The organism is Erwinia sp. E602 (genome assembly GCF_018141005.1).
In the GTDB taxonomy this organism is placed as follows: domain Bacteria; phylum Pseudomonadota; class Gammaproteobacteria; order Enterobacterales; family Enterobacteriaceae; genus Erwinia.
Genome location: NZ_CP046582.1, coordinates 2,764,156 through 2,783,866 on the forward strand (window position 1 = coordinate 2,764,156; position 19,711 = coordinate 2,783,866).

Below are 19,711 nucleotides of genomic sequence, written 5' to 3' on the forward strand. Positions count from 1 at the left end.
GGCAATAATGCAATCAATTCCCCTTATCTTTCAGCATGTCGGATTGCTGAAGGGAAAATAGCAGAGAAGCAGGGCTGACCGCCAATAAAAAAACCGGTGAAAACTCCACCGGTTTTTCTGACGCGTTTCGGCCTACTTCAGACGCAGCTGCGGAACCACTTCACGCACCTGCGCGAGATAATCACTGCGGTCTTTACCGGTCAGACCTTCCATCCGCGGCAGCTTGGCCGTCAGCGGGTTAACCGCCTGATTGTTGATCCAGATTTCAAAGTGCAGATGCGGCCCGGTAGAACGCCCGGTGTTACCCGACAGCGCAATACGATCGCCGCGCTTAACCTTCTCGCCCGGTTTCACCAGCAGCTTTTTCAGATGCATGTAACGCGTCGTATACTGGCGGCCGTGGCGAACCGCCACGTAGTTACCTGCGGCACCGCTGCGCTTCGCCACGATCACCTCACCGTCGCCGACCGCCAGCACCGGCGTACCAACCGGCAGGGCAAAATCCACCCCTTTATGCGGAGCAATACGCCCGGTGACCGGGTTGAGACGACGCGGATTAAAGTTGGAGGAGACGCGATACTGTTTCACCGTCGGGAAACGCATAAAGCCACGCGCCAGGCCGGAGCCGCTGCGGTCGTAGAACTTACCGTCTTCCGCACGGATGGCATAATAGTCCTGGCCACCGCTCTGCATGCGCACGCCTAACAGCTGGCTCTGCTCGTTTTTGCCGTCCAGCACTTCACGCGACATCAGCACCGAGAACCGGTCGCCTTTGCGCAGCTTGCGGAAGTCCATCTGCCACTGCAGCGACTTGATCACCGCGCTGATTTCACCGCTGGTTAACCCGGCCTGTTTAGCGCTGGTGACAAAGCTGCCGTTAACCACGCCGCTCAGTACGTTGTTCTGCCACTCACCTTTTTGCATTTCCGACGAGCGACGGAAACCGTCACCGCTGCGGTCGTAGGTACGGGTTTCACGGCGGGAGACTTCCCACGTCAGGCGCTGCAGCTGGCCGTCATCGGTCAGCGTCCATGACAGCTGTTGGCCGATCTTCAGGTTACGCAACTCTTTATCGGCTTTCGCCAGCTGGCCGATTTCTGACATATCAATGCCATACTGGTTCAGTACGCTGCTTAACGTATCACCGGTAGAAATGACGTAGTCATGCGTTCCGGCTTCGTTCGGCACGTCTTCGTCGATTTCATCTTTCGGGGCATCATCTTCGGGCTCAGGGGTGTCCTGATCGAGGGGTTCGCTGGCCTCGGGCAGCAGCGTACGCAGCTCGTTTTTATCCAGCTCGATAGTTTTGACGATCTGGCTTTCGTGGCCCGGATGATAGACGTAAGGCCGCCACACGGTGACGGCCAGAGTAACGACGGTCAGCGACCCCAGCAGAATGCGGTGAGGTCGTGGTAAGTTATTGAACGCTAAGGCGACAGCGCGGGATATCTGCTGCACTAAAGTTTCCTCTATTCTCCTTTCAGGCAGCTCGAATACTGGCTGGACAACTGCGAGAGGAATGTCACATAGCTGTCTTTACCTGGCATGATATTGGTGCCGAGGGGGTCAAGCGTACCTGAACGCACGCTGGTCCCTCTGGCTACCGCCTCGATCACGGCCGGCCTGAATTGTGGTTCAGCAAAGACGCATGCGGCCTTCTGCTCAACCAGCTCTGTTCGTATTTGATGTAAACGCTGCGCGCCCGGTTGGATCTCAGGGTTGACGGTAAAATGCCCCAGCGGGGTCAAACCGTAGTGTTTTTCAAAGTACGTGTAAGCGTCGTGAAAAACGAAGTACCCTTTACCTCTGACCGGTGCCAGCTGATTACCGATTTTCGCATCGGCTGACGACAACGCTGCCTCAAAGTGCTGCAGGTTCGCGTCAAGTTTGGCCTTGCTTTGCGGCATAAGTTCCAATAATTTTGCATGGATTGCAACCGCAGTTTTCTTAGCTATCTCCGGTGACAACCACAGATGCATGTTGTACTCGCCATGATGGTGGTGGTGCTCATCCTCACCGGCGCCGTGAGCATGGCCTTCATGCTCCTCTTCCTCGTCTTCACCGCCCTTCAGCAGCAGCGCTTTTACGCCGTCGATCTGCACCATTTCGAGGTTTTTTTGCGCCGGTAATGCGGCGGCAGATTTGGTCATAAAGGCTTCCATCTCTGGCCCAACCCACACCACTAAATCCGCGCCCTGCAAGCGTTTTACGTCAGATGGACGCAACGCGTAATCGTGCTCCGAGGCGCCGTCCGGCAGCAGAACCTCAACCGGGGTGACCCCGTCGGCAATGGCGGCAGCGATAAAGCCGACCGGCTTCACAGAAGCGACCACGGCGGCATGGGCTGCAGGGGCAATCGCGGCGGCCAGACCGAGGCCAGCAAGCAGAGAAGTGAGACGCTTATTTTTATGTAACATAATGATACTTTCCATCGTGAAGTGCAGATGGATTGTGATATTATAACATCCTAAAGTTTTCGCAACCTGTAATCGACATGTCATCTCTGATTGCCCTTAAAAACATTTCGGTCTCGTTTGGCCAGCGTAACGTCCTGTCCGGCGTGTCGCTGGATCTGCAGCCCGGCCGTATTCTGACCCTGCTTGGCCCGAACGGTGCCGGTAAGTCAACGCTGGTGCGGGTGGTGCTCGGCCTGGTCGCCGCTACCTCCGGCAGCGTGACCCGAGCCGAACAGCTGCGCATCGGCTACGTGCCGCAAAAGCTGCACCTCGACGTCACCCTGCCGCTGACCGTTGAGCGCTTTATGCGCCTGCGTCCAGGGGTCAAAAGCAGCGATATCCTGCCGGCGCTGAAGCGCGTGCACGCCGCCCAGCTGCTTCACTATCCGCTGCAGAAACTCTCCGGCGGCGAAATGCAGCGCGTGCTGCTGGCGCGTGCCCTGCTCAACCAGCCGCAGCTGCTGGTGCTGGATGAACCCACGCAGGGGGTGGACGTCAACGGGCAGGTGGCGCTGTACGATCTGATCGACTGCCTGCGCCACGAGCTCAACTGCGGCGTGCTGATGGTTTCCCACGATCTGCACCTGGTGATGGCCAAAACCGATGAGGTGCTGTGCCTTAACCAGCACATCTGCTGCTCCGGCACGCCGGAAGCGGTTTCACGTCATCCGGAATTTATCTCAATGTTTGGCCAGCGAGGCGCTGAGCAACTGGCGATCTACCGCCATCACCACAACCACCGTCACGACCTGCAGGGGCGGATCGTTTTGCGCAAAGGATTTGGCCGTCATGATTGAACTGTTGTTACCCGGCTGGCTGGCGGGGATGTTGCTGGCGCTGGCCGCCGGTCCGCTGGGCTCGTTTGTGGTCTGGCGCCGCATGTCCTATTTCGGCGATACGCTGGCGCACGCCTCGCTGCTCGGCGTGGCGTTTGGCCTGCTGCTCAACGTCAGCCCGTTCTATGCGGTGATTGCGGTGACGCTGCTGCTGTCGCTGGTACTGGTGTGGCTGGAACGCCGTCCGCATCTGGCGATTGATACGCTGCTGGGGATTATGGCGCACAGCGCGCTCTCCCTTGGTATGGTGGTGGTGAGCCTGATGTCCAACGTGCGGGTGGACCTGATGGCCTATCTGTTTGGCGACCTGCTGGCCGTCAGCCCCGCTGACCTGCTGACCATCGCGTCCGGCGTGGTGGTGGTGCTCGGCCTGCTGGCGTGGCAGTGGCGTGCCCTGCTGTCGCTGACCATCAGCCCGGAGCTGGCGCAGGTCGACGGCGTCAATATCCAGCGCACCAAAATGATCCTGATGCTGATTACCGCGCTGACCATCGGCGTGGCCATGAAGTTTGTCGGTGCGCTGATCATCACCTCGCTGCTGATTATCCCGGCCGCCACCGCCCGCCGCTTCTCACGCTCGCCGGAGCAGATGGCGGGGCTGGCGGTGGTGGTCGGCATCCTGGCGGTAACCGCCGGCCTGACCTTCTCCGCCTTCTACGATACCCCGGCCGGCCCTTCCGTGGTGCTGAGCGCAGCGGCGCTGTTTATGCTGAGCATGGTGAAGAAGCCGGCGGTGTAAACGACCTGTACCGGCGGACACGTCACCGATCGGGCTGAACCGGGTAAGACCCGTTAAGCCAATAAAAAAACGCCTGACATCGATGGTCAGGCGTTTTTTTTTACGCGGTGCACAGGCTGCTAAAGCCACGTCATGCGGTCAGGTTGACTCAGGGCGGGTGATGCCGAAGTGTTTGTAGGCGTGCTGCGTGGCGATACGCCCGCGCGGCGTGCGCTGGATAAAACCCTGCTGGATCAGGAAGGGTTCCAGCACGTCTTCGATGGTTTCCCGCTCTTCGCCGATGGCGGCGGCCAGGTTATCCAGCCCCACCGGCCCGCCCATAAACTTGTCGATAATCGCCAGCAGCAGCTTGCGATCCATATAGTCGAAGCCTTCGGTATCGACGCTCAGCATATCCAGCGCGCGGGAGGTGACCTCCCCGCTCATCTCCCCGGCGGCACGCACCTCGGCGAAGTCGCGCACCCGGCGCAGCAGGCGGTTGGCGATACGCGGGGTTCCCCGCGCGCGACGGGCGATCTCCAGCGCACCTTCAGCGGTCAGCGGCAACCCGAGGCAGGCGGCGCTGCGCCCGACGATATGCTGCAGATCCTCCACCCGGTAGAACTCCAGGCGCTGAACGATGCCGAAACGGTCACGCAAAGGCGAGGTGAGCGAGCCGGCGCGGGTGGTGGCACCGATCAGCGTGAACGGCGGCAGATCGAGTTTAATCGAGCGCGCCGCCGGCCCTTCGCCGATCAGGATATCCAGCTGATAGTCTTCCATCGCCGGGTAAAGCACCTCTTCCACCACCGGCGACAGGCGGTGGATCTCATCGATAAACAGCACGTCGTGCGGTTCAAGGTTGGTGAGCATCGCCGCCAGGTCGCCCGCTTTCTCCAGCACCGGGCCGGAAGTGGTGCGCAGGTTAACGCCCATCTCGTTAGCAACGATGTTGGCCAGCGTGGTTTTACCGAGGCCCGGCGGCCCGAAAATCAGCAGATGGTCGAGGGCGTCACCGCGCAGTTTTGCGGCCTGGATAAAGATCTCCATCTGTTCGCGCACCACCGGCTGGCCGACATACTCTGCCAGCATCTTCGGGCGAATGGCGCGGTCAATGGTCTCTTCTTCGGTGATTACCGCGGCGGAGACCAGGCGGTCGGCTTCAATCATGCTCTACCTCAAATCGCCGCGCGCAGCGCTTCACGGATTAACGTTTCACAGTCGGCGTCTGGTTTACCGACTTTACTGACCATGCGGCTGGCCTCCGGCGGGCGATAACCCAGCGCTACCAGCGCGGCCACCGCTTCGCTTTCCGCATCGTTGCTGTTTTCCGGCGGCATTTCGCTGGTCAGTGCAAACGGCGCGTCGGCGGCAAACAGGTCACCGTGCATACCTTTAAAGCGGTCCTTCATCTCGACCACCAGCCGTTCGGCGGTCTTTTTACCGACGCCCGGCAGTTTCACCAGCACGGCGATCTCTTCCCGCTCGACGGCGGTGACAAACTGCTGCGCCGACATGCCGGAGAGGATCGCCAGCGCCAGCTTCGGCCCGACGCCGTTCACCTTAATCAGCTCGCGGAACAGCGCACGCTCCTGCTTGCTGTTAAAACCAAACAGCAGCTGGGCATCTTCACGGACCACAAAATGGGTAAAAATCACCGCTTCATGGTTGAGGTCAGGCAGTTCATAAAAACAGGTCATCGGCATCTGCACCTCATAACCGACCCCGCTGGCTTCAATCACTACCGCCGGCGGCTGTTTTTCCAGGATAATGCCTCTGAGACGACCAATCACGCGCGCTTCCTTAAGAGTTAAATCTGTGGGCAGAAGGTCGCGGAACGCGCCCCTGCAAAGAGAATGAAGAAGGGTATAGCATAAAAAAGGCTGGATGGATACCCAGCCCTCAGGAACGCAGACGCCCGCGCGCCAGGCTCAGGTTGCCCTCTCCCAGCCGGGCCACGTTCTGGCTCAGGTGGCAGTGGGTGATGGCGATCGCCAGCGCATCCGCCGCATCCGCCTGCGGGTTGGCCGGCAGCTTCAGCAGCGAGCGGACCATATGCTGCACCTGGCTCTTTTCAGCCGCACCGGTGCCGACCACGGTCTGCTTAACCTGACGCGCGGCGTATTCGAACACCGGCAGGTCGTGGTTGACCGCAGCGACGATCGCCACGCCACGCGCCTGGCCCAGCTTCAGCGCCGAGTCGGCGTTTTTCGCCATAAACACCTGTTCTATAGCAAACTGATCCGGCTGAAACTGGGTGATAATTTCACACACCCCGGCATAGATCAGCTTGAGCCTGGACGGCAGATCGTCAACTTTGGTACGAATACAGCCGCTACCGAGATAAATCAGCTGCCGGCCTACCTGACTGATGACGCCGTAACCGGTGACGCGCGAACCGGGGTCAATACCCAGAATAATCGCCATTATGCGCCCCCGGTTAGCACGCGCAGTGAGAGCCGAAACGCCATTACAGCGTCGCCGCCACCTCGTCGGAAATTTCACCGTTATGGTACACTTCCTGCACGTCGTCACAGTCTTCCAGCATATCGATCAGGCGCAGCAGTTTCGGTGCCGTTTCCGCATCCATATCCGCTTTGGTGGACGGGATCATGGTCACTTCCGCCCCTTCGGCCTGCAGGCCTGCGGCATCCAGCGCATCCTTGACCTGACCCAGTGACTCCCAGGCGGTGAACACGTCAATCGCGCCGTCGTCATAGGTGGTCACGTCATCGGCACCGGCTTCCAGCGCCGCGTCCATCACCGTGTCTTCATCCAGACCCGGCGCGTAGGAGATCACGCCTTTCTTGGTGAACAGGTAAGCCACCGAACCGTCGGTACCGAGGTTGCCGCCGGTCTTGGTAAAGGCGTGACGCACTTCAGACACGGTGCGGTTACGATTGTCGCTCAGGCATTCAACCATCACGGCGGTGCCGCCCGGGCCGTAGCCTTCATAGATGATGGTTTCCATATTGCTGTCATCATCCCCACCGACGCCGCGCGCGATGGCACGGTTCAGGGTGTCGCGGGTCATGTTGTTGGCCAGCGCCTTATCGATCGCCGCGCGCAGACGCGGGTTAGATCCGGGATCGCCGCCGCCAATTTTGGCCGCGGTAACCAGTTCACGGATGATTTTGGTAAAAATTTTACCGCGTTTTGCGTCCTGCGCCGCCTTGCGGTGCTTGGTATTCGCCCACTTACTATGTCCAGCCATGTTCTCTTTTTCTCCAGATTGGCAGCGGACAGGCTATTCTGCTGGCGGTGTTGCCCCGCGGCGGTGCCCGGAAGGGTCGCGTACTTCAGTACGCTGCGCTTCCTGCACGCTGGCGGTAGGCAACCTCGCTGCGCTGATAACGCCTGAACGTTTAGCTCTGTTCAAATAATAATCAGACCACAAATTCTTCTATCGCCTGGCGGTTACTCCAGGACTTAGTGAGCGCAGCAGCGGCCGGCGCATCCAGCCACTGCAGGGCCAGATGCTCGCTCAGGGCCACGTCACACTCTGCCGGCAGCGCCAGGGTAAACCAGTGTTCCCGGTTATGGGTGGTGCCCGGCGCATAGCGGTGGCGGAAGTGTGCGAAGATCTCGAACTCGATCTGCCGCCGGCAGTCGGTCAGCGTCAGCCCGCAGGCGTCAACGTCAATCCCCAGCTCTTCCAGCACTTCCCGCCGGGCGGTCGCTGCCAGGCTCTCGCCTGGCTCCTGGCTGCCGGTAACCGACTGCCAGAACTGCGGATCGTCGCGCCGCTGCAACATCAGCACCCGTCGGCTCTCCAGGGCATAGACCACCACCAGCACCGAAACCGGATGCTTATAGCCCATTAGTCGTTCTCTGACTGCTCTGGTGCAGCAGGCTTCTCTCTCTTCACTACCTCAATACCCAGCTCGGTCAGCGACGCCGGATTGGCAAAGCTTGGCGCTTCGGTCATCAGGCAGGCGGCCGCGGTGGTTTTCGGGAAGGCGATCACGTCACGGATGTTATCGGTGCCGGTCAGCAGCATCACCAGACGATCCAGGCCAAAGGCCAGGCCGGCGTGCGGCGGCGTGCCGTACTTCAGCGCGTCCAGCAGGAAGCCAAACTTCTCGCGCTGCTCCTGCTCGGTAATGCCGAGGATGTCAAACACGGTCGACTGCATCTGGCCATGGTGGATACGCACGGAACCGCCGCCCACTTCATAACCGTTGATCACCATATCGTAGGCGTTGGCTACCGCGGTTTCCGGTGCGGCTTTCAGCTCTTCCGGTGACATGTCCTTTGGTGCGGTGAACGGGTGGTGCATCGCGCTCAGGCCACCCTCGCCATCCTCTTCGAACATCGGGAAGTCGACCACCCACAGCGGGGCCCAGGCGGCTTCGTCGGTAATGCCCAGATCGCGGCCCAGCTTCAGACGCAGCGCGCCCAGCGCATCGGTGACCACTTTCGCGCTGTCTGCGCCAAAGAAGATCATATCGCCGTCGGCAGCGCCGGTACGCGCCAGGATCGCTTCGACGATCTCCGCGCTGAGGAACTTGGCGACCGGGCTGGTGATCCCCTCCAGGCCATTAGCACGCTCGTTAACCTTGATCCAGGCCAGGCCACGCGCGCCGTAGATTTCAATAAACTTGCCGTACTCGTCAATCTGCTTGCGGCTCAGCTGCGCGCCGCCCGGCACCTTAAGTGCGGCAACGCGACCCTTCGGATCGTTGGCCGGGCCGGAGAACACCTTAAACTCCACCTCTTTCAGCAGGTCGGCGACGTCCACCAGCTCCATCGGGTTACGCAGGTCCGGCTTATCTGAACCGAAACGGCGCATCGCGTCAGCGAAGGTCATCTGCGGGAACTCACCGAGATCGACAGATTTCATCTCCAGCCACAGCTCACGTGCCAGCCGTTCCATCAGTTCACGCACCTGAGGCGCGGTCAGGAACGAGGTTTCCACGTCGATCTGGGTGAACTCAGGCTGACGGTCGGCGCGCAGATCTTCATCACGGAAGCACTTCACAATCTGATAGTAGCGATCGAATCCGGACATCATCAGCAGCTGTTTAAACAGCTGTGGCGACTGCGGCAGCGCATAGAATTTGCCCTTGTGCACGCGGCTTGGGACCAGATAGTCACGCGCGCCTTCCGGCGTGGCTTTGGTCAGCATCGGCGTTTCGATATCAAGGAAGCCGTGATCGTCCATATAGCGGCGGACGAAACTGGTGATTTTCGCACGTGCTTTCAGGCGGTTAGCCATCTCCGGACGACGCAGATCCAGATAACGGTACTTCAGGCGCGCCTCTTCGGTATTGGTGTGGTTCGAGTCCAGCGGCAGCGGTTCAGAACGGTTAATGATGGTCAGATCCGTCGCGAACACTTCCACTTCGCCGGTCGCCATGTCGCTGTTCTTATTTTTTTCATCACGCGCACGCACGGTGCCGGTTAACTGGATGCAGAACTCATTACGCAGCTCTGACGCCAGCGTAAACGCCTGCTGGCGTTCGGGATCGAAGAACACCTGCACGATGCCCTCACGGTCACGCAGATCAATGAAGATCAGGCTGCCGAGGTCGCGGCGGCGGTTGACCCAGCCACAGAGTGTAACCTGCTGCCCTACATGAGACAGATTAAGCTGTCCACAATACTCAGTACGCATAACGATATCCTTTTAACTTCGCCGCTGCGGGCGCGACAGAGTGGCAAACTACCCGGCCCGCTGGGGGCTGCTGCCGCGAAAAATGGCTGCCATTATAATGGAAAACGGCGCACAGGATAAGTGAGTCCGTTGCAGCAGGCAGCAGAAAAACCGCGAAACGGCTTCAGGAACAGTTAAGTGGTGAAGATTTCAGCTGGCTCCGTTGTCAGGTTGGGGACAGGCGCTAAAATCGTGTTTTGGGCTGCCACACGACCGGCACTGGCTCGATACTACAATTATCTGTTGAAAAAATACGCAACGGCCGTAGGCTCCCTCTACCGTAGCGACATTCAAAAGGAGGTTGGATTATATGTTATCGAATCGCGATGGCGCGCCGGGACGCCGGGTGAAACCCCGTTCCTGGCAAGAGAACGTCCTGTTACGCCAGTACCAGCAGTCCAGGATTGAGCTGGCCGAAGAACTACGCCGCAATGGCAATCTGGGTGAGCCTGGCGAGGTATTATCCGGTTATAACAGGCGTAAACCCTGACTCAGAGCAGGTATTAACAGGGGCCATCGGCCCCTCTTCTTTCGGTTTAAGCGAAACACCCGCTAACAAATCACCTGAGTTCCTCCACATAATCAGCGTCATTCCCGTCACCTGATTTCCTGTAATATCATCCTCTTTGCCCCTGTTTTCTGGAGAAACCCATGCTACAACTTTCCGCTCAATCGACCGCGCTGGTATTAATCGACCTGCAGGAAGGTATTCTGCCGTTTGCCGGCGGCCCGCACAGCGCCAGCGACGTGGTTGACCGTGCCGCCGTGCTGGCCGCTAAGTTCCGCGAAGTGGGTGCGCCGGTGGTACTGGTGCGCGTTGGCTGGTCGGCCGACTATGCCGAAGCGCTGAAGCAACCGGTTGATAGCGCGCACGCCGGTGCTCTGCCGGAGAACTGGTGGCGCTATCCGGCGGCGCTGGGCGCGCAGGAGGGCGATATCGAAGTGACCAAACGCCAGTGGGGCGCGTTCTACGGCACCGACCTGGAGCTGCAGCTGCGCCGTCGCGGTATTGACACCATCGTACTGGGCGGCATTTCGACCAATATTGGCGTAGAGTCGACCGCGCGTAACGCCTGGGAGCAGGGCTTTAACCTGGTAATCGCGGAGGATATCTGCAGCGCCTTCAGCACCGAGCAGCACAACAGCAGCGTTAACTGGATCTTCCCGCGCATCGGCCGCGTGCGCAGCAGCGCAGAGATTATCGCGGCGCTGTGATGACGTCGTTATATCTTGGCCTGCCGCAGTGGCAGCACCCGCAGTGGAAAAAACTGGGCATGGTCACGCTGGAAGACTATGCCCGCTACTTTAACTGCGTGGAGGGCAACACCACGCTGTACGCCCTGCCGCGGCCGGAGGTGGTGCAGCGCTGGCGGGCAATGACCGGCGACCACTTCCGCTTCTGCTTTAAGTTCCCGGCCACCATCACCCACCACGCCGCGCTGCGCCAGTGCGGTGACCTGACCGCCGAATTTTTTACGCTGCTGGAGCCGCTGGCCGATCGTATCGGCCAGTACTGGCTGCAGCTGCCCGCCCGCTTTGCCCCCGCCGACCTGCCGATCCTGTGGCAGTTTCTCGACGCGCTGCCCGACCGTTTTCAGTACGGCGTTGAAGTGCGTCACGCGGAATTCTTTGCCAAAGGCGAGGCGGAGCTGGCGCTCAACCGCGGGCTGCACCAGCGCGGAGTCAACCGGGTGATCCTCGACACCCGCGGCGTGCATGCCGCCCGCCCCACCACCCCGGAAATCATCGAGGCGCAGCGTAAAAAACCGCGCCTGCCGGTGCACGCGGTGGTGACCGCCGGCGCGCCGATGGTGCGATTTATCGGCGGCGATGATATGCAGGCCAACCTGCAGTGGTTTCAGGCGTGGCTCCATCGCCTGCCGCAGTGGGCTGAGACCAGCCAGCCGTGGCTGTTTATTCATACCCCGGATATCGCCTTTGCCCCCGAGCTGGTCAGCGCCCTGTGGCCCGATCTGCAACGGGTGATGCCCGGGGTGGGCGACGCCCCCGACTGGCCGCGCCAGGACTCGCTGTTCTGATCCGACGAGCAGTCTGCCTGGCGACAGTATCGCGTTTGCCCGCTATGATGGTGCCTAAGATAATACTTATAATTCGGAGTCAGGGATGGTCAGCGCTCTCTATGCGGTGTTCGGCGCACTGTTCATTATTAAATTGTCACTGGATGTGGTCCGCCTGCGCCGTCAGTACCGCGTCTCGATCGGCGACGGTGGCGTGTCCGACCTGCAGCTGGCGATCCGCGTCCACGGCAACGCCGTCGAGTATATCCCGCTGGCGGTGCTGCTGCTGATCGTGATGGAGATGAACGGCGCCGATATCTGGATGATTCATCTGGCCGGTATGTTCTTCTTCTTCGGCCGCATGCTGCACGCGCTTGGCCTGCGCAGCCGCACGCTACTGTGGCGGCGCAACGGCATGCTGCTGACGCTGCTGTCGCTGGCGGGCATGATCGTAGTCAATCTGATCTACCTGCCCTGGGATCTGGTGCTGACCCTGCATTAAGCCCGCTGAGGCAGAAAAGGTGCAGCCCGCGCCGCTTTCTGCCAGAATATGCCCTTTCCGTTAGCTTCCCCGGACTTACCACTATGTCTAACCGCGATACGCTGTTCTCTGCGCCGATTGCCAAACTCGGCGACTGGACGTTTGACGAGCGCGTTGCTGAAGTCTTCCCCGATATGATTCAGCGTTCCGTGCCCGGCTACTCCAACATTATTTCGATGATTGGCATGCTGGCCGAACGCTTTGTGCAAAACGACTCTCAGGTCTACGATCTCGGCTGCTCGCTGGGTGCCGCCACGCTGTCGGTGCGCCGCAACATCACCGCCAGCGGCTGTAAAATCATTGCCGTCGATAACAGCCCGGCAATGGTCGAGCGCTGCCGCCGCCACATTGACGCCTTTCGCGCCGACACGCCGGTCGAGGTCATCGAAGCCGACATCCGCCAGATCCCGGTGGAAAACGCCTCGCTGGTGGTGCTGAACTTTACCCTGCAGTTTCTTGAGCCGGAAGAGCGCCAGCAGCTGCTGAACACCATTTACCAGGGCCTGCGCCCGGGCGGCGCGCTGGTGCTGTCAGAAAAATTCAGTTTTGAAGACGCCGACGTCGGCGAGCTGCTCTTCAATATGCACCACGACTTCAAGCGGGCCAACGGCTACAGCGAGCTGGAGATCAGCCAGAAGCGCAGCATGTTAGAGAACGTGATGCTGACCGACAGCGTGGAAACCCATAAACAACGCCTGAAAACGGCCGGCTTTCAGCACGCTGAACTGTGGTTCCAGTGCTTTAACTTTGGCTCACTGGTGGCACTCAAGGCAGGTAGCGTCTGATGGACTTCGGTAACTTTTATCAGCTGATCGCCAAAGGCCCGCTGGCTCCCTGGCTGGAGACCCTGCCGGCGCAGATCGCCGGCTGGCAGCGCGAGGCGTTGCACGGCCATTTTAAAAACTGGGAACGCTCGGTGGAGCACCTGCCGCTGCTGACTCCGGAAACGCTGGATCTGCTGCACAGCGTCAGCGTTGATAACAGCCAGCTCAGCGAGCGTCAGCGCGGCGGCATCGAGAAGCTGCTGCGTAACCTGATGCCGTGGCGTAAAGGCCCCTACTCGCTGTATGGCGTCAGCATTGATACCGAGTGGCGCTCCGACTGGAAGTGGGATCGCGTGGCTCCGCACATCTCCTCGCTGGCCGGGCGCACGGTGCTGGACGTCGGCTGCGGCAGCGGCTATCACATGTGGCGGATGATCGGCGCAGGCGCGCAGCTGGTGGTCGGCATCGACCCGATGCAGCTGTTCCTCTGCCAGTTTGAAGCGGTGCGTAAGCTGCTGGGCAACGACCAGCGCGCCCACCTGCTGCCGCTGGGCATTGAGCAGCTACCGGAGCTGAAGGCCTTTGATACGGTGTTTTCCATGGGCGTGCTCTACCACCGCCGTTCGCCGCTGGATCACCTGATGCAGCTGAAAAACCAGCTGGTCAGCGGCGGCGAGCTGGTGCTGGAGACGCTGGTGATTGAGGGCGATGACCAGCAGGTGCTGGTGCCGGGTGAACGCTATGCGCAGATGCGTAACGTCTACTTTATCCCCTCAACCGGCGCGCTGAAAAACTGGCTGGAGAAGTGCGGCTTTGTCGACGTGCGCATCGTTGATTATTCGGTCACCAGCACCGAAGAGCAGCGCCGCACCGACTGGATGACCAGCGAATCGCTGGCCGAGTTCCTCGATCCTGCGGACAGCAGCAAAACCGTGGAAGGCTACCCGGCGCCGCTGCGCGCGGTGCTGATGGCGACCAAACCGTAAACCGGATCGGCCTGCGCAGGCCGATCCTGACCGGGGCAGCAGTGCCCCGGCGTTACTCCTCCTTCGGCTCTTCCGGCCGATCCCAGTATTCAAACCGGTACGCGGCGGCCAGATTGCGGCTCCAGATGCCGCTGTTACGTAGCTCCATCTGATGGGAGTAGCTCAGCGTACAGTTGCCGCGATCGTCCCATAGCTGGCAGGTATCGACCGTGGTTTCCTGACTGAACGGATCGGTACGCCGCTGGCTCATCTGCAGCTCACGCCCCTGCGCGTCGTAACGCAGCGTGGTGGTGGTTTGCCCCGACTGAATGCCGGTCAGCTGATGCGTATCAGACCAGCTGTAGTGGGTCTCATCGTTGCTCAGCGCATCCGACCCGCGCGACCAGCCGCTCACCAGCCGCCGCTGGCGGTCAAAGTCGTACACGCTGGTGGTGAAGCCTTTCTCCCCCTGCAGAATAAAGGCGTCGCTGGCGCTGGTGATGCCGCCGCTGCGCCCGGTCAGATAGCTGGCCTCACCCTGCTTGCGGCTCACCTCCACCGGCCGGCCAGCCTTCAGCACCGATAACGAAATATCATAGGTCATCTGCCAGCCGTCGCTGACCCGCACAATTTTCTGCACCAGCTTCAGCAGCGTGCGGCCGTCCTGCTTGTCGTAAGTCATATCGGCCACGCTGAGCACGCCGCAGCGGTCAAACTGCGCCAGCAGCCGCTTCTGCACGTTGACATCCTTGCCAAACTCACCGATCACCACCTGCTTAATCGGCCCCTTTGACGTGCCACCAAGCAGGATGATGTTGTTATTTTCATTAACCTGCGCGTTAACGCCACTGCAGGGTGCCGCCATCGCCTGCCCGGCCAGCAGCACCCCCGCCAAACACAGACTGCCGCTAATCCACTTTGCCATTGCCGCTCTCATCACTCGTCGCTCAACCCGTATTCTTAGTGTAAAAGTTTTTGTGCTTCATAGTGATACACGTTTGCTTTTTCAGACAAAAAAAACCCCAACAAAGCATGCTGGGGTCTGGTACTTGCAAACATCACGTCAGGATTCGGCGTGGTGCGCGGCAAAATCGGTCAGGATTCAGGCCACTCTCACCGGCGAGCTGAACAGCATGGCGCTCTTCATGGCGGCGACGACATCGCCATCGACGGCGGTGCGGCTGAACTCATCATTTTCGGTCTCAGAACACATTGACACCCCGGCCTTGCGGTAGCGCATCAGCGACGGTACCCGCTGGCTGGCCGAGCTGTGGAGTTCGGTTAATCCGGCATCAATAAACTTCTGCAGGTTGCTAAGACGCACTCCCGCACCCGCCATAATCTTTGGACCACGGGTGAGGTGATTAAGTTCCCGCAATAACGGTAAACCACTCTCCGCGCTCTGCTGCTGACCGGAGGTCAGTATCCGCGCCACGCCGAGATCGGTCAGCTGCTCGAGGGCGGTCAGCGGGCTGTGGCAGAGATCGAAGGCGCGGTGAAAGGTCACCGCCATACCGTCGCACAGCGCCATCAGCTGCTGCATCCGCGGCAGATCGATATGGCCGTCGGCGTCGAGAATACCGACTACCAGCCCGGGAAACTGCAGCTCGCGCAGCAGCGCGATATCGGATTTGATCTGCTCAAATTCGATGGCGCTATAGCAGAAATCCCCGCCGCGTGGCCGCACGATCGGATGTACCGGAACGCGCACCCGCTGGCGGGCAAGGTGCAGCGCACCGGCCGAGGGCGTCAGCCCGCCTTCCGCCGGTGACGCGCAGAGCTCAATGCGGTCGGCACCGGCACTTTCCGCCGTCAGCGCGCAGTCGACGCCATAGCAACATACTTCAAGTTTCAGCATCCCATCCCCCCGTTAATTCCCGTTGGCCAGTTGTGTATTTGCCGCCTGATGATTAGTCTGACCTTAAAGAACTGGCATTTATCTTAACGGGAATCACTCTTATGGACTTCGATTTTGACCAACGGATAGACCGCCGTCACAGCGATAGCCTCAAATGGCGCAAATATGGTGATCGCGATATCCTTCCGTTGTGGATCGCCGACACGGATTTCCGCTCCGCCGACTGTATTACCGAGGCGCTGCAGGCGCGCGTCGCCGAGGGCGTGTTCGGTTACGGCGTGCCGTCTGACGAGCTGGCCAGGGTCACCGTCGCCCGCATGGCAGACCGTTTCGGCTGGCGCATCCAGCCGGAGTGGCTGGTCTTTTTGCCCGGCGTGGTCTGCGGTCTGCATATCAGCGTGCGGGCCTTTACCGAAGCGCATCAGGGCACCGTGGCCCCCACGCCGATCTATCCCCCGTTTCGCACCGCCGCCAGCCAGGCCGGGCGTTCGCATCTCAGTGCGCCGCTGACCCTGCGTCAGCAGCGCTGGGTGGTCGACTTCGACGCGCTGGAGCCGCAGATGGACGGCTCGCAGAAGCTGCTGCTGCTGTGTAACCCGCAGAATCCCGGCGGCACCGTCTACCGGCGCAGCGAGCTTGAGGCCCAGCTGCGCTTTGCCCGGCGCCACGATATGGTGGTCTGCTCGGATGAGATCCACGGCGACCTGCTGCTGGAGCCGGGCACGCAGCATATTCCCTTTGCCAGCCTGAGTGAGGACGCCGCACAGCGTTCCGTCACCCTGCTGGCCCCGTCGAAGGCGTTCAATATCGCCGGGCTGGGCGCGTCGCTGGCGGTGATCCCCAACCCGGAGCTGCGCAAGCGCTTTATTCGTCAGCGCAAAGGTATGGTCCCGGACGTGGATGTTCTGGCCTATGTTGCGGCAACCGCCGCCTGGCGCGACGGCCAGCCGTGGCTGGACGCGCAGCTGGACTATCTGCGCGCCAACCGCGACCGGCTGACGCAGCACGTGAATACGCTGCCGGGATTAAGCATGGTCTCCCCCGAGGCGAGCTATCTCGGCTGGATCGATGCCAGCGCGCTGGGCGTCGCCAGCCCGGCGCTGTTCTTTGAGCGGCACGGGCTGGGCTTCTCAGCGGGGGTCGACTTCGGCGACGATCGCTTTGTGCGCATTAACTTTGGCTGCCACCGCCTGCTGCTGGAAGAGGCGTTGCGGCGTCTCAGCGTGGCGGTAGCGTCACGGCGCTGATGACGCCCGTTCGCTGGCGACGATCTCCTGCAGGCTCCAGGGGTGGAATTTAATCGTTATCTGCCCGTCGGTCACCGCCAGCGTCGGGTTCGGCAGGCGTTCCCCCTCCCCTTTTGGCGCGCTGGTTTTAAACGAAATCCCCTGCTGCATCAGCCCCTGATCGGACATCAGCGCCATCGCCCGGCTGCCAAGCGTCTGCGGGTCGCCCGCCAGCACGATCTCCACGTGCTCCCAGCCTTCATGGCGATAGAGCCGCTGCCCCGGCCACGGCAGCTCCACCACCGCTACCTGCCAGCCGCCGACGTTCAGCGGCTCGTCCAGTTCAAACAGCGCAATCGGCCGCCCGGCGATCTGTTTCTCGGAAAACAGCGCCCCGCACTGCAGCAGCCCCGCTTTCCAGCGCTCCGCCGTGGCGTTCTGATGGCAGCGCACCGCGATATGATCGGCCGCCAGCGTGCTGAGATCGAGACCCAGCCGCGCCGCCAGTTCCGCTAAGGCCTGCTCAAAGCGCGGAAGATCTTCGCTGAGATCGCTCAGCCCGGCCACCTGATGAAAACCTGCCATTGTACAAACTCCTGATAACCCCGTCGCCGCCCGGGTAACAACGTTCACGGCGAAGTGCGGTGACCCGGCGTCACCCGCGCGCTATCTTACCTGAAAGGCCCCGGCGGCGCGTACTCAGGTTCCTGGATAATTCAGGGCCAAATGCAGTATACTTTTCCCCTTCTTTTTTAAAGCGCTGCCGGTCGGGGCAAAATGTCGCCGCCGGCGGCGTCATGACAACGGCCAGCGTTGATGCGCGAGCCATTTTCAGCAAAATTAAGGTAACTCGGTGAATATTCAGGCCCTCCTCTCAGAAAAAGTCAGTCAGGCGATGATCGCAGTGGGTGCTCCGGCAGACTGCGAGCCTCAGGTACGTCAGTCGGCAAAAGCACAGTTTGGTCACTATCAGGCCAACGGCATGATGGCCGTGGCGAAAACCCTGGGCATGCCACCGCGACAACTGGCAGAAAAAGTACTGGAGCAGCTGGATCTGAGCGGCATCGCCAGCAAAGTGGAGATCGCCGGGCCGGGTTTCATCAATATTTTCCTCGACAACGCCTGGCTGGCCGCGCAAGCGGACAGCGTGCTGCTGGCCGATAAACTCGGCGTGGCACCGGTCACGCCGCAGACCATCGTGATCGACTACTCGGCCCCGAACGTGGCAAAAGAGATGCACGTCGGCCACGTGCGCTCCACCATCATTGGCGATGCGGCGGTGCGTACCCTGGAGTTCCTCGGCCATAAGGTGATCCGCGCCAACCACGTCGGCGACTGGGGTACCCAGTTCGGCATGCTGATCGCCTTCCTTGAGAAACAGCAGAACGAGCATCACGATGATATCGCGCTGTCTGACCTGGAAGCCTTCTACCGCGAAGCGAAGCGCACCTATGACGAAGATCCGGCGTTTGCCGAGCGCGCGCGCGGCTACGTGGTCAAGCTGCAGGGCGGCGACGAACACTGCCGTAAAATGTGGAAGCAGCTGGTCGACATCACCATGTCGCAGAATCAGAAAATCTACGACCGTATGAACGTCACCCTGACCCGCGACGACGTCATGGGTGAAAGCCTGTATAACGACATGCTGCCGGGCATCGTTGACGATCTGAAGGCCAAAGGCCTGGCGGTGGAGAGCGAAGGCGCCACCGTGGTGTTCCTTGACGAATACAAAAACAAGGAAGGTGAACCGATGGGGGTGATCATCCGTAAAAAGGATGGCGGCTACCTCTACACCACCACCGATATCGCCTGTGCCAAATACCGTTATGAAACGCTGAAGGCCGATCGCGTGCTCTACTACATCGACTCGCGCCAGCACCAGCACCTGATGCAGGCGTGGACTATCGTGCGTAAAGCGGGTTACGTGCCGGATTCCGTACCACTGGAACACCATATGTTCGGCATGATGCTGGGCAAAGACGGCAAACCGTTCAAAACCCGCGCCGGTGGCACCATCAAGCTGTCTGACCTGCTTGACGAAGCGGTAGATCGCGCCACCACACTGATCGCCGGTAAAAACCCGGAGATGCCGGCCGACGAACTGAACGCGCTGGCCAACGTGGTGGGCATCGGTGCGGTGAAGTATGCCGACCTGTCAAAAAGCCGCACCACCGACTACATCTTCGACTGGGACAATATGCTGGCGTTTGAAGGCAACACCGCGCCGTATATGCAGTACGCCTACACCCGCGTGCTGTCGGTGTTCCGCAAGGCGGGCATTGACGAGAGCGGCATCTCAGGCGCAATTAACATCAGCGAAGATCGCGAAAGCGCGCTGGCCGTGCGCCTGCTGCAGTTCGAAGAGACCATCACCCAGGTGGCCCGCGACGGCACCCCGCACGTGATGTGTGCCTACCTCTACGAGCTGGCCGGCCTGTTCTCCGGCTTCTACGAACACTGCCCGATCCTGACCGCCGAAGACGACGCCACGAAGCAGAGCCGCCTGCGCCTGGCGCTGCTGACCGCGAAGACCCTGAAGCAAGGCCTTGATACGCTGGGTATTCAGACGGTAGAACGGATGTAATGCACGACAGGGGCCGGGCGCAATGCCTGGCCCCTTCACTTTTTAAACGCCGTTACCTACCTTCTGCCTGCAGATTTAAGCCTGACCGA

20 protein-coding genes are annotated in these 19,711 nt (G+C 60.5%); 9 read left to right on the top strand and 11 right to left on the bottom strand.

The window, feature by feature from the left end:
- Positions 1-132 precede the first annotated feature (132 nt).
- Both mepM and znuA read right to left on the bottom strand, forming a co-directional pair.
- Positions 133-1,458 (bottom strand): murein DD-endopeptidase MepM, encoded by a 1,326-nt coding sequence (gene mepM / locus GKQ23_RS14165; protein WP_056241898.1) that lies wholly within the window; start codon positions 1,456-1,458, stop codon positions 133-135.
- An 11-nt stretch (positions 1,459-1,469) separates the two neighbouring features.
- Positions 1,470-2,417 carry a zinc ABC transporter substrate-binding protein ZnuA gene (znuA, locus tag GKQ23_RS14170; protein ID WP_056241891.1) on the bottom strand — a complete coding sequence of 316 codons (948 nt, stop codon included), beginning with the start codon at positions 2,415-2,417 and terminating at the stop codon, positions 1,470-1,472.
- Positions 2,418-2,494: 77 nt separating this feature from the next.
- On the opposite strand from znuA, the gene znuC reads away from it, so the two are divergent.
- Together znuC and znuB are read left to right on the top strand one after the other, a co-directional pair.
- Positions 2,495-3,253: a zinc ABC transporter ATP-binding protein ZnuC gene (znuC, locus tag GKQ23_RS14175; RefSeq protein WP_056241888.1), complete on the top strand. Its 759-nt coding sequence runs from the start codon at positions 2,495-2,497 to the stop codon at positions 3,251-3,253.
- Positions 3,246-4,031, top strand: coding sequence for a zinc ABC transporter permease subunit ZnuB (gene znuB / locus GKQ23_RS14180; protein ID WP_101505706.1), 786 nt, complete (start codon positions 3,246-3,248; stop codon positions 4,029-4,031). Before znuC ends, znuB begins: the two co-directional genes overlap by 8 nt.
- A gap of 138 nt (positions 4,032-4,169) precedes the next feature.
- Here the strand turns inward: znuB and ruvB are convergent, their stop codons facing one another.
- The 6 genes from ruvB to aspS form a co-directional block, all read right to left on the bottom strand.
- Positions 4,170-5,180 (bottom strand): Holliday junction branch migration DNA helicase RuvB, encoded by a 1,011-nt coding sequence (gene ruvB / locus GKQ23_RS14185; protein WP_056241883.1) that lies wholly within the window; start codon positions 5,178-5,180, stop codon positions 4,170-4,172.
- A gap of 8 nt (positions 5,181-5,188) precedes the next feature.
- Positions 5,189-5,803, bottom strand: coding sequence for a Holliday junction branch migration protein RuvA (gene ruvA, locus GKQ23_RS14190; protein ID WP_056241881.1), 615 nt, complete (start codon positions 5,801-5,803; stop codon positions 5,189-5,191).
- A 109-nt stretch (positions 5,804-5,912) separates the two neighbouring features.
- Positions 5,913-6,437, bottom strand: coding sequence for a crossover junction endodeoxyribonuclease RuvC (gene ruvC, locus GKQ23_RS14195; RefSeq protein ID WP_212408594.1), 525 nt, complete (start codon positions 6,435-6,437; stop codon positions 5,913-5,915).
- A 43-nt stretch (positions 6,438-6,480) separates the two neighbouring features.
- Complete coding sequence (locus GKQ23_RS14200) at positions 6,481-7,224, bottom strand: YebC/PmpR family DNA-binding transcriptional regulator (protein WP_056241875.1); 744 nt, start codon at positions 7,222-7,224, stop codon at positions 6,481-6,483.
- Between the two features lie 172 nt (positions 7,225-7,396).
- Positions 7,397-7,831, bottom strand: a complete 435-nt coding sequence (gene nudB, locus GKQ23_RS14205) for a dihydroneopterin triphosphate diphosphatase (RefSeq protein WP_056241873.1) — start codon at positions 7,829-7,831, stop codon at positions 7,397-7,399.
- Positions 7,831-9,627, bottom strand: a complete 1,797-nt coding sequence (gene aspS / locus GKQ23_RS14210) for an aspartate--tRNA ligase (protein ID WP_212408595.1) — start codon at positions 9,625-9,627, stop codon at positions 7,831-7,833. Before aspS ends, nudB begins: the two co-directional genes overlap by 1 nt.
- 690 nt (positions 9,628-10,317) lie before the next feature.
- Here aspS and GKQ23_RS14215 point away from each other — a divergent pair.
- The 5 genes from GKQ23_RS14215 (at position 10,318) to cmoB (ending at position 13,975) form a co-directional block, all read left to right on the top strand.
- A complete protein-coding gene (locus tag GKQ23_RS14215; RefSeq protein WP_212408596.1) occupies positions 10,318-10,881 on the top strand; it encodes a hydrolase in 564 nt (187 codons plus the stop codon).
- On the top strand, positions 10,881-11,705 hold the full coding sequence (locus GKQ23_RS14220) for a DUF72 domain-containing protein (RefSeq protein WP_056241865.1): 825 nt from the start codon (positions 10,881-10,883) through the stop codon (positions 11,703-11,705). The genes GKQ23_RS14215 and GKQ23_RS14220 overlap by 1 nt, the downstream gene beginning before the upstream one ends.
- An 85-nt stretch (positions 11,706-11,790) precedes the next feature.
- Positions 11,791-12,186, top strand: coding sequence for an MAPEG family protein (locus tag GKQ23_RS14225; protein ID WP_056241863.1), 396 nt, complete (start codon positions 11,791-11,793; stop codon positions 12,184-12,186).
- Positions 12,187-12,269: 83 nt separating this feature from the next.
- On the top strand, positions 12,270-13,010 hold the full coding sequence (cmoA, locus tag GKQ23_RS14230; protein ID WP_056241860.1) for a carboxy-S-adenosyl-L-methionine synthase CmoA: 741 nt from the start codon (positions 12,270-12,272) through the stop codon (positions 13,008-13,010).
- Positions 13,007-13,975: a tRNA 5-methoxyuridine(34)/uridine 5-oxyacetic acid(34) synthase CmoB gene (cmoB, locus tag GKQ23_RS14235; RefSeq protein ID WP_212411814.1), complete on the top strand. Its 969-nt coding sequence runs from the start codon at positions 13,007-13,009 to the stop codon at positions 13,973-13,975. The genes cmoA and cmoB overlap by 4 nt, the downstream gene beginning before the upstream one ends.
- A 52-nt stretch (positions 13,976-14,027) precedes the next feature.
- Here cmoB and GKQ23_RS14240 read toward each other — a convergent pair whose 3' ends face one another.
- On the bottom strand, positions 14,028-14,879 hold the full coding sequence (locus GKQ23_RS14240; RefSeq protein WP_212408597.1) for a hypothetical protein: 852 nt from the start codon (positions 14,877-14,879) through the stop codon (positions 14,028-14,030).
- Positions 14,880-15,056: 177 nt separating this feature from the next.
- Complete coding sequence (cutC, locus tag GKQ23_RS14245; protein ID WP_212408598.1) at positions 15,057-15,812, bottom strand: copper homeostasis protein CutC; 756 nt, start codon at positions 15,810-15,812, stop codon at positions 15,057-15,059.
- A gap of 101 nt (positions 15,813-15,913) precedes the next feature.
- Here cutC and GKQ23_RS14250 point away from each other — a divergent pair, with 101 nt between their 5' ends.
- The gene (locus GKQ23_RS14250; RefSeq protein ID WP_056241850.1) at positions 15,914-17,059 is read left to right on the top strand and encodes a MalY/PatB family protein; all 1,146 of its coding nucleotides are present in this window, start codon (positions 15,914-15,916) and stop codon (positions 17,057-17,059) included.
- On the opposite strand, the gene GKQ23_RS14255 is transcribed toward GKQ23_RS14250, so the two are convergent.
- The gene (locus GKQ23_RS14255) at positions 17,048-17,623 is read right to left on the bottom strand and encodes a VOC family protein (RefSeq protein ID WP_056241846.1); all 576 of its coding nucleotides are present in this window, start codon (positions 17,621-17,623) and stop codon (positions 17,048-17,050) included. The two genes, GKQ23_RS14250 and GKQ23_RS14255, sit on opposite strands and share 12 nt — an antisense overlap.
- Before the next feature lie 268 nt (positions 17,624-17,891).
- Here GKQ23_RS14255 and argS point away from each other — a divergent pair, with 268 nt between their 5' ends.
- On the top strand, positions 17,892-19,622 hold the full coding sequence (gene argS / locus GKQ23_RS14260; RefSeq protein WP_056241843.1) for an arginine--tRNA ligase: 1,731 nt from the start codon (positions 17,892-17,894) through the stop codon (positions 19,620-19,622).
- The last annotated feature ends 89 nt before the right edge of the window (positions 19,623-19,711 follow it).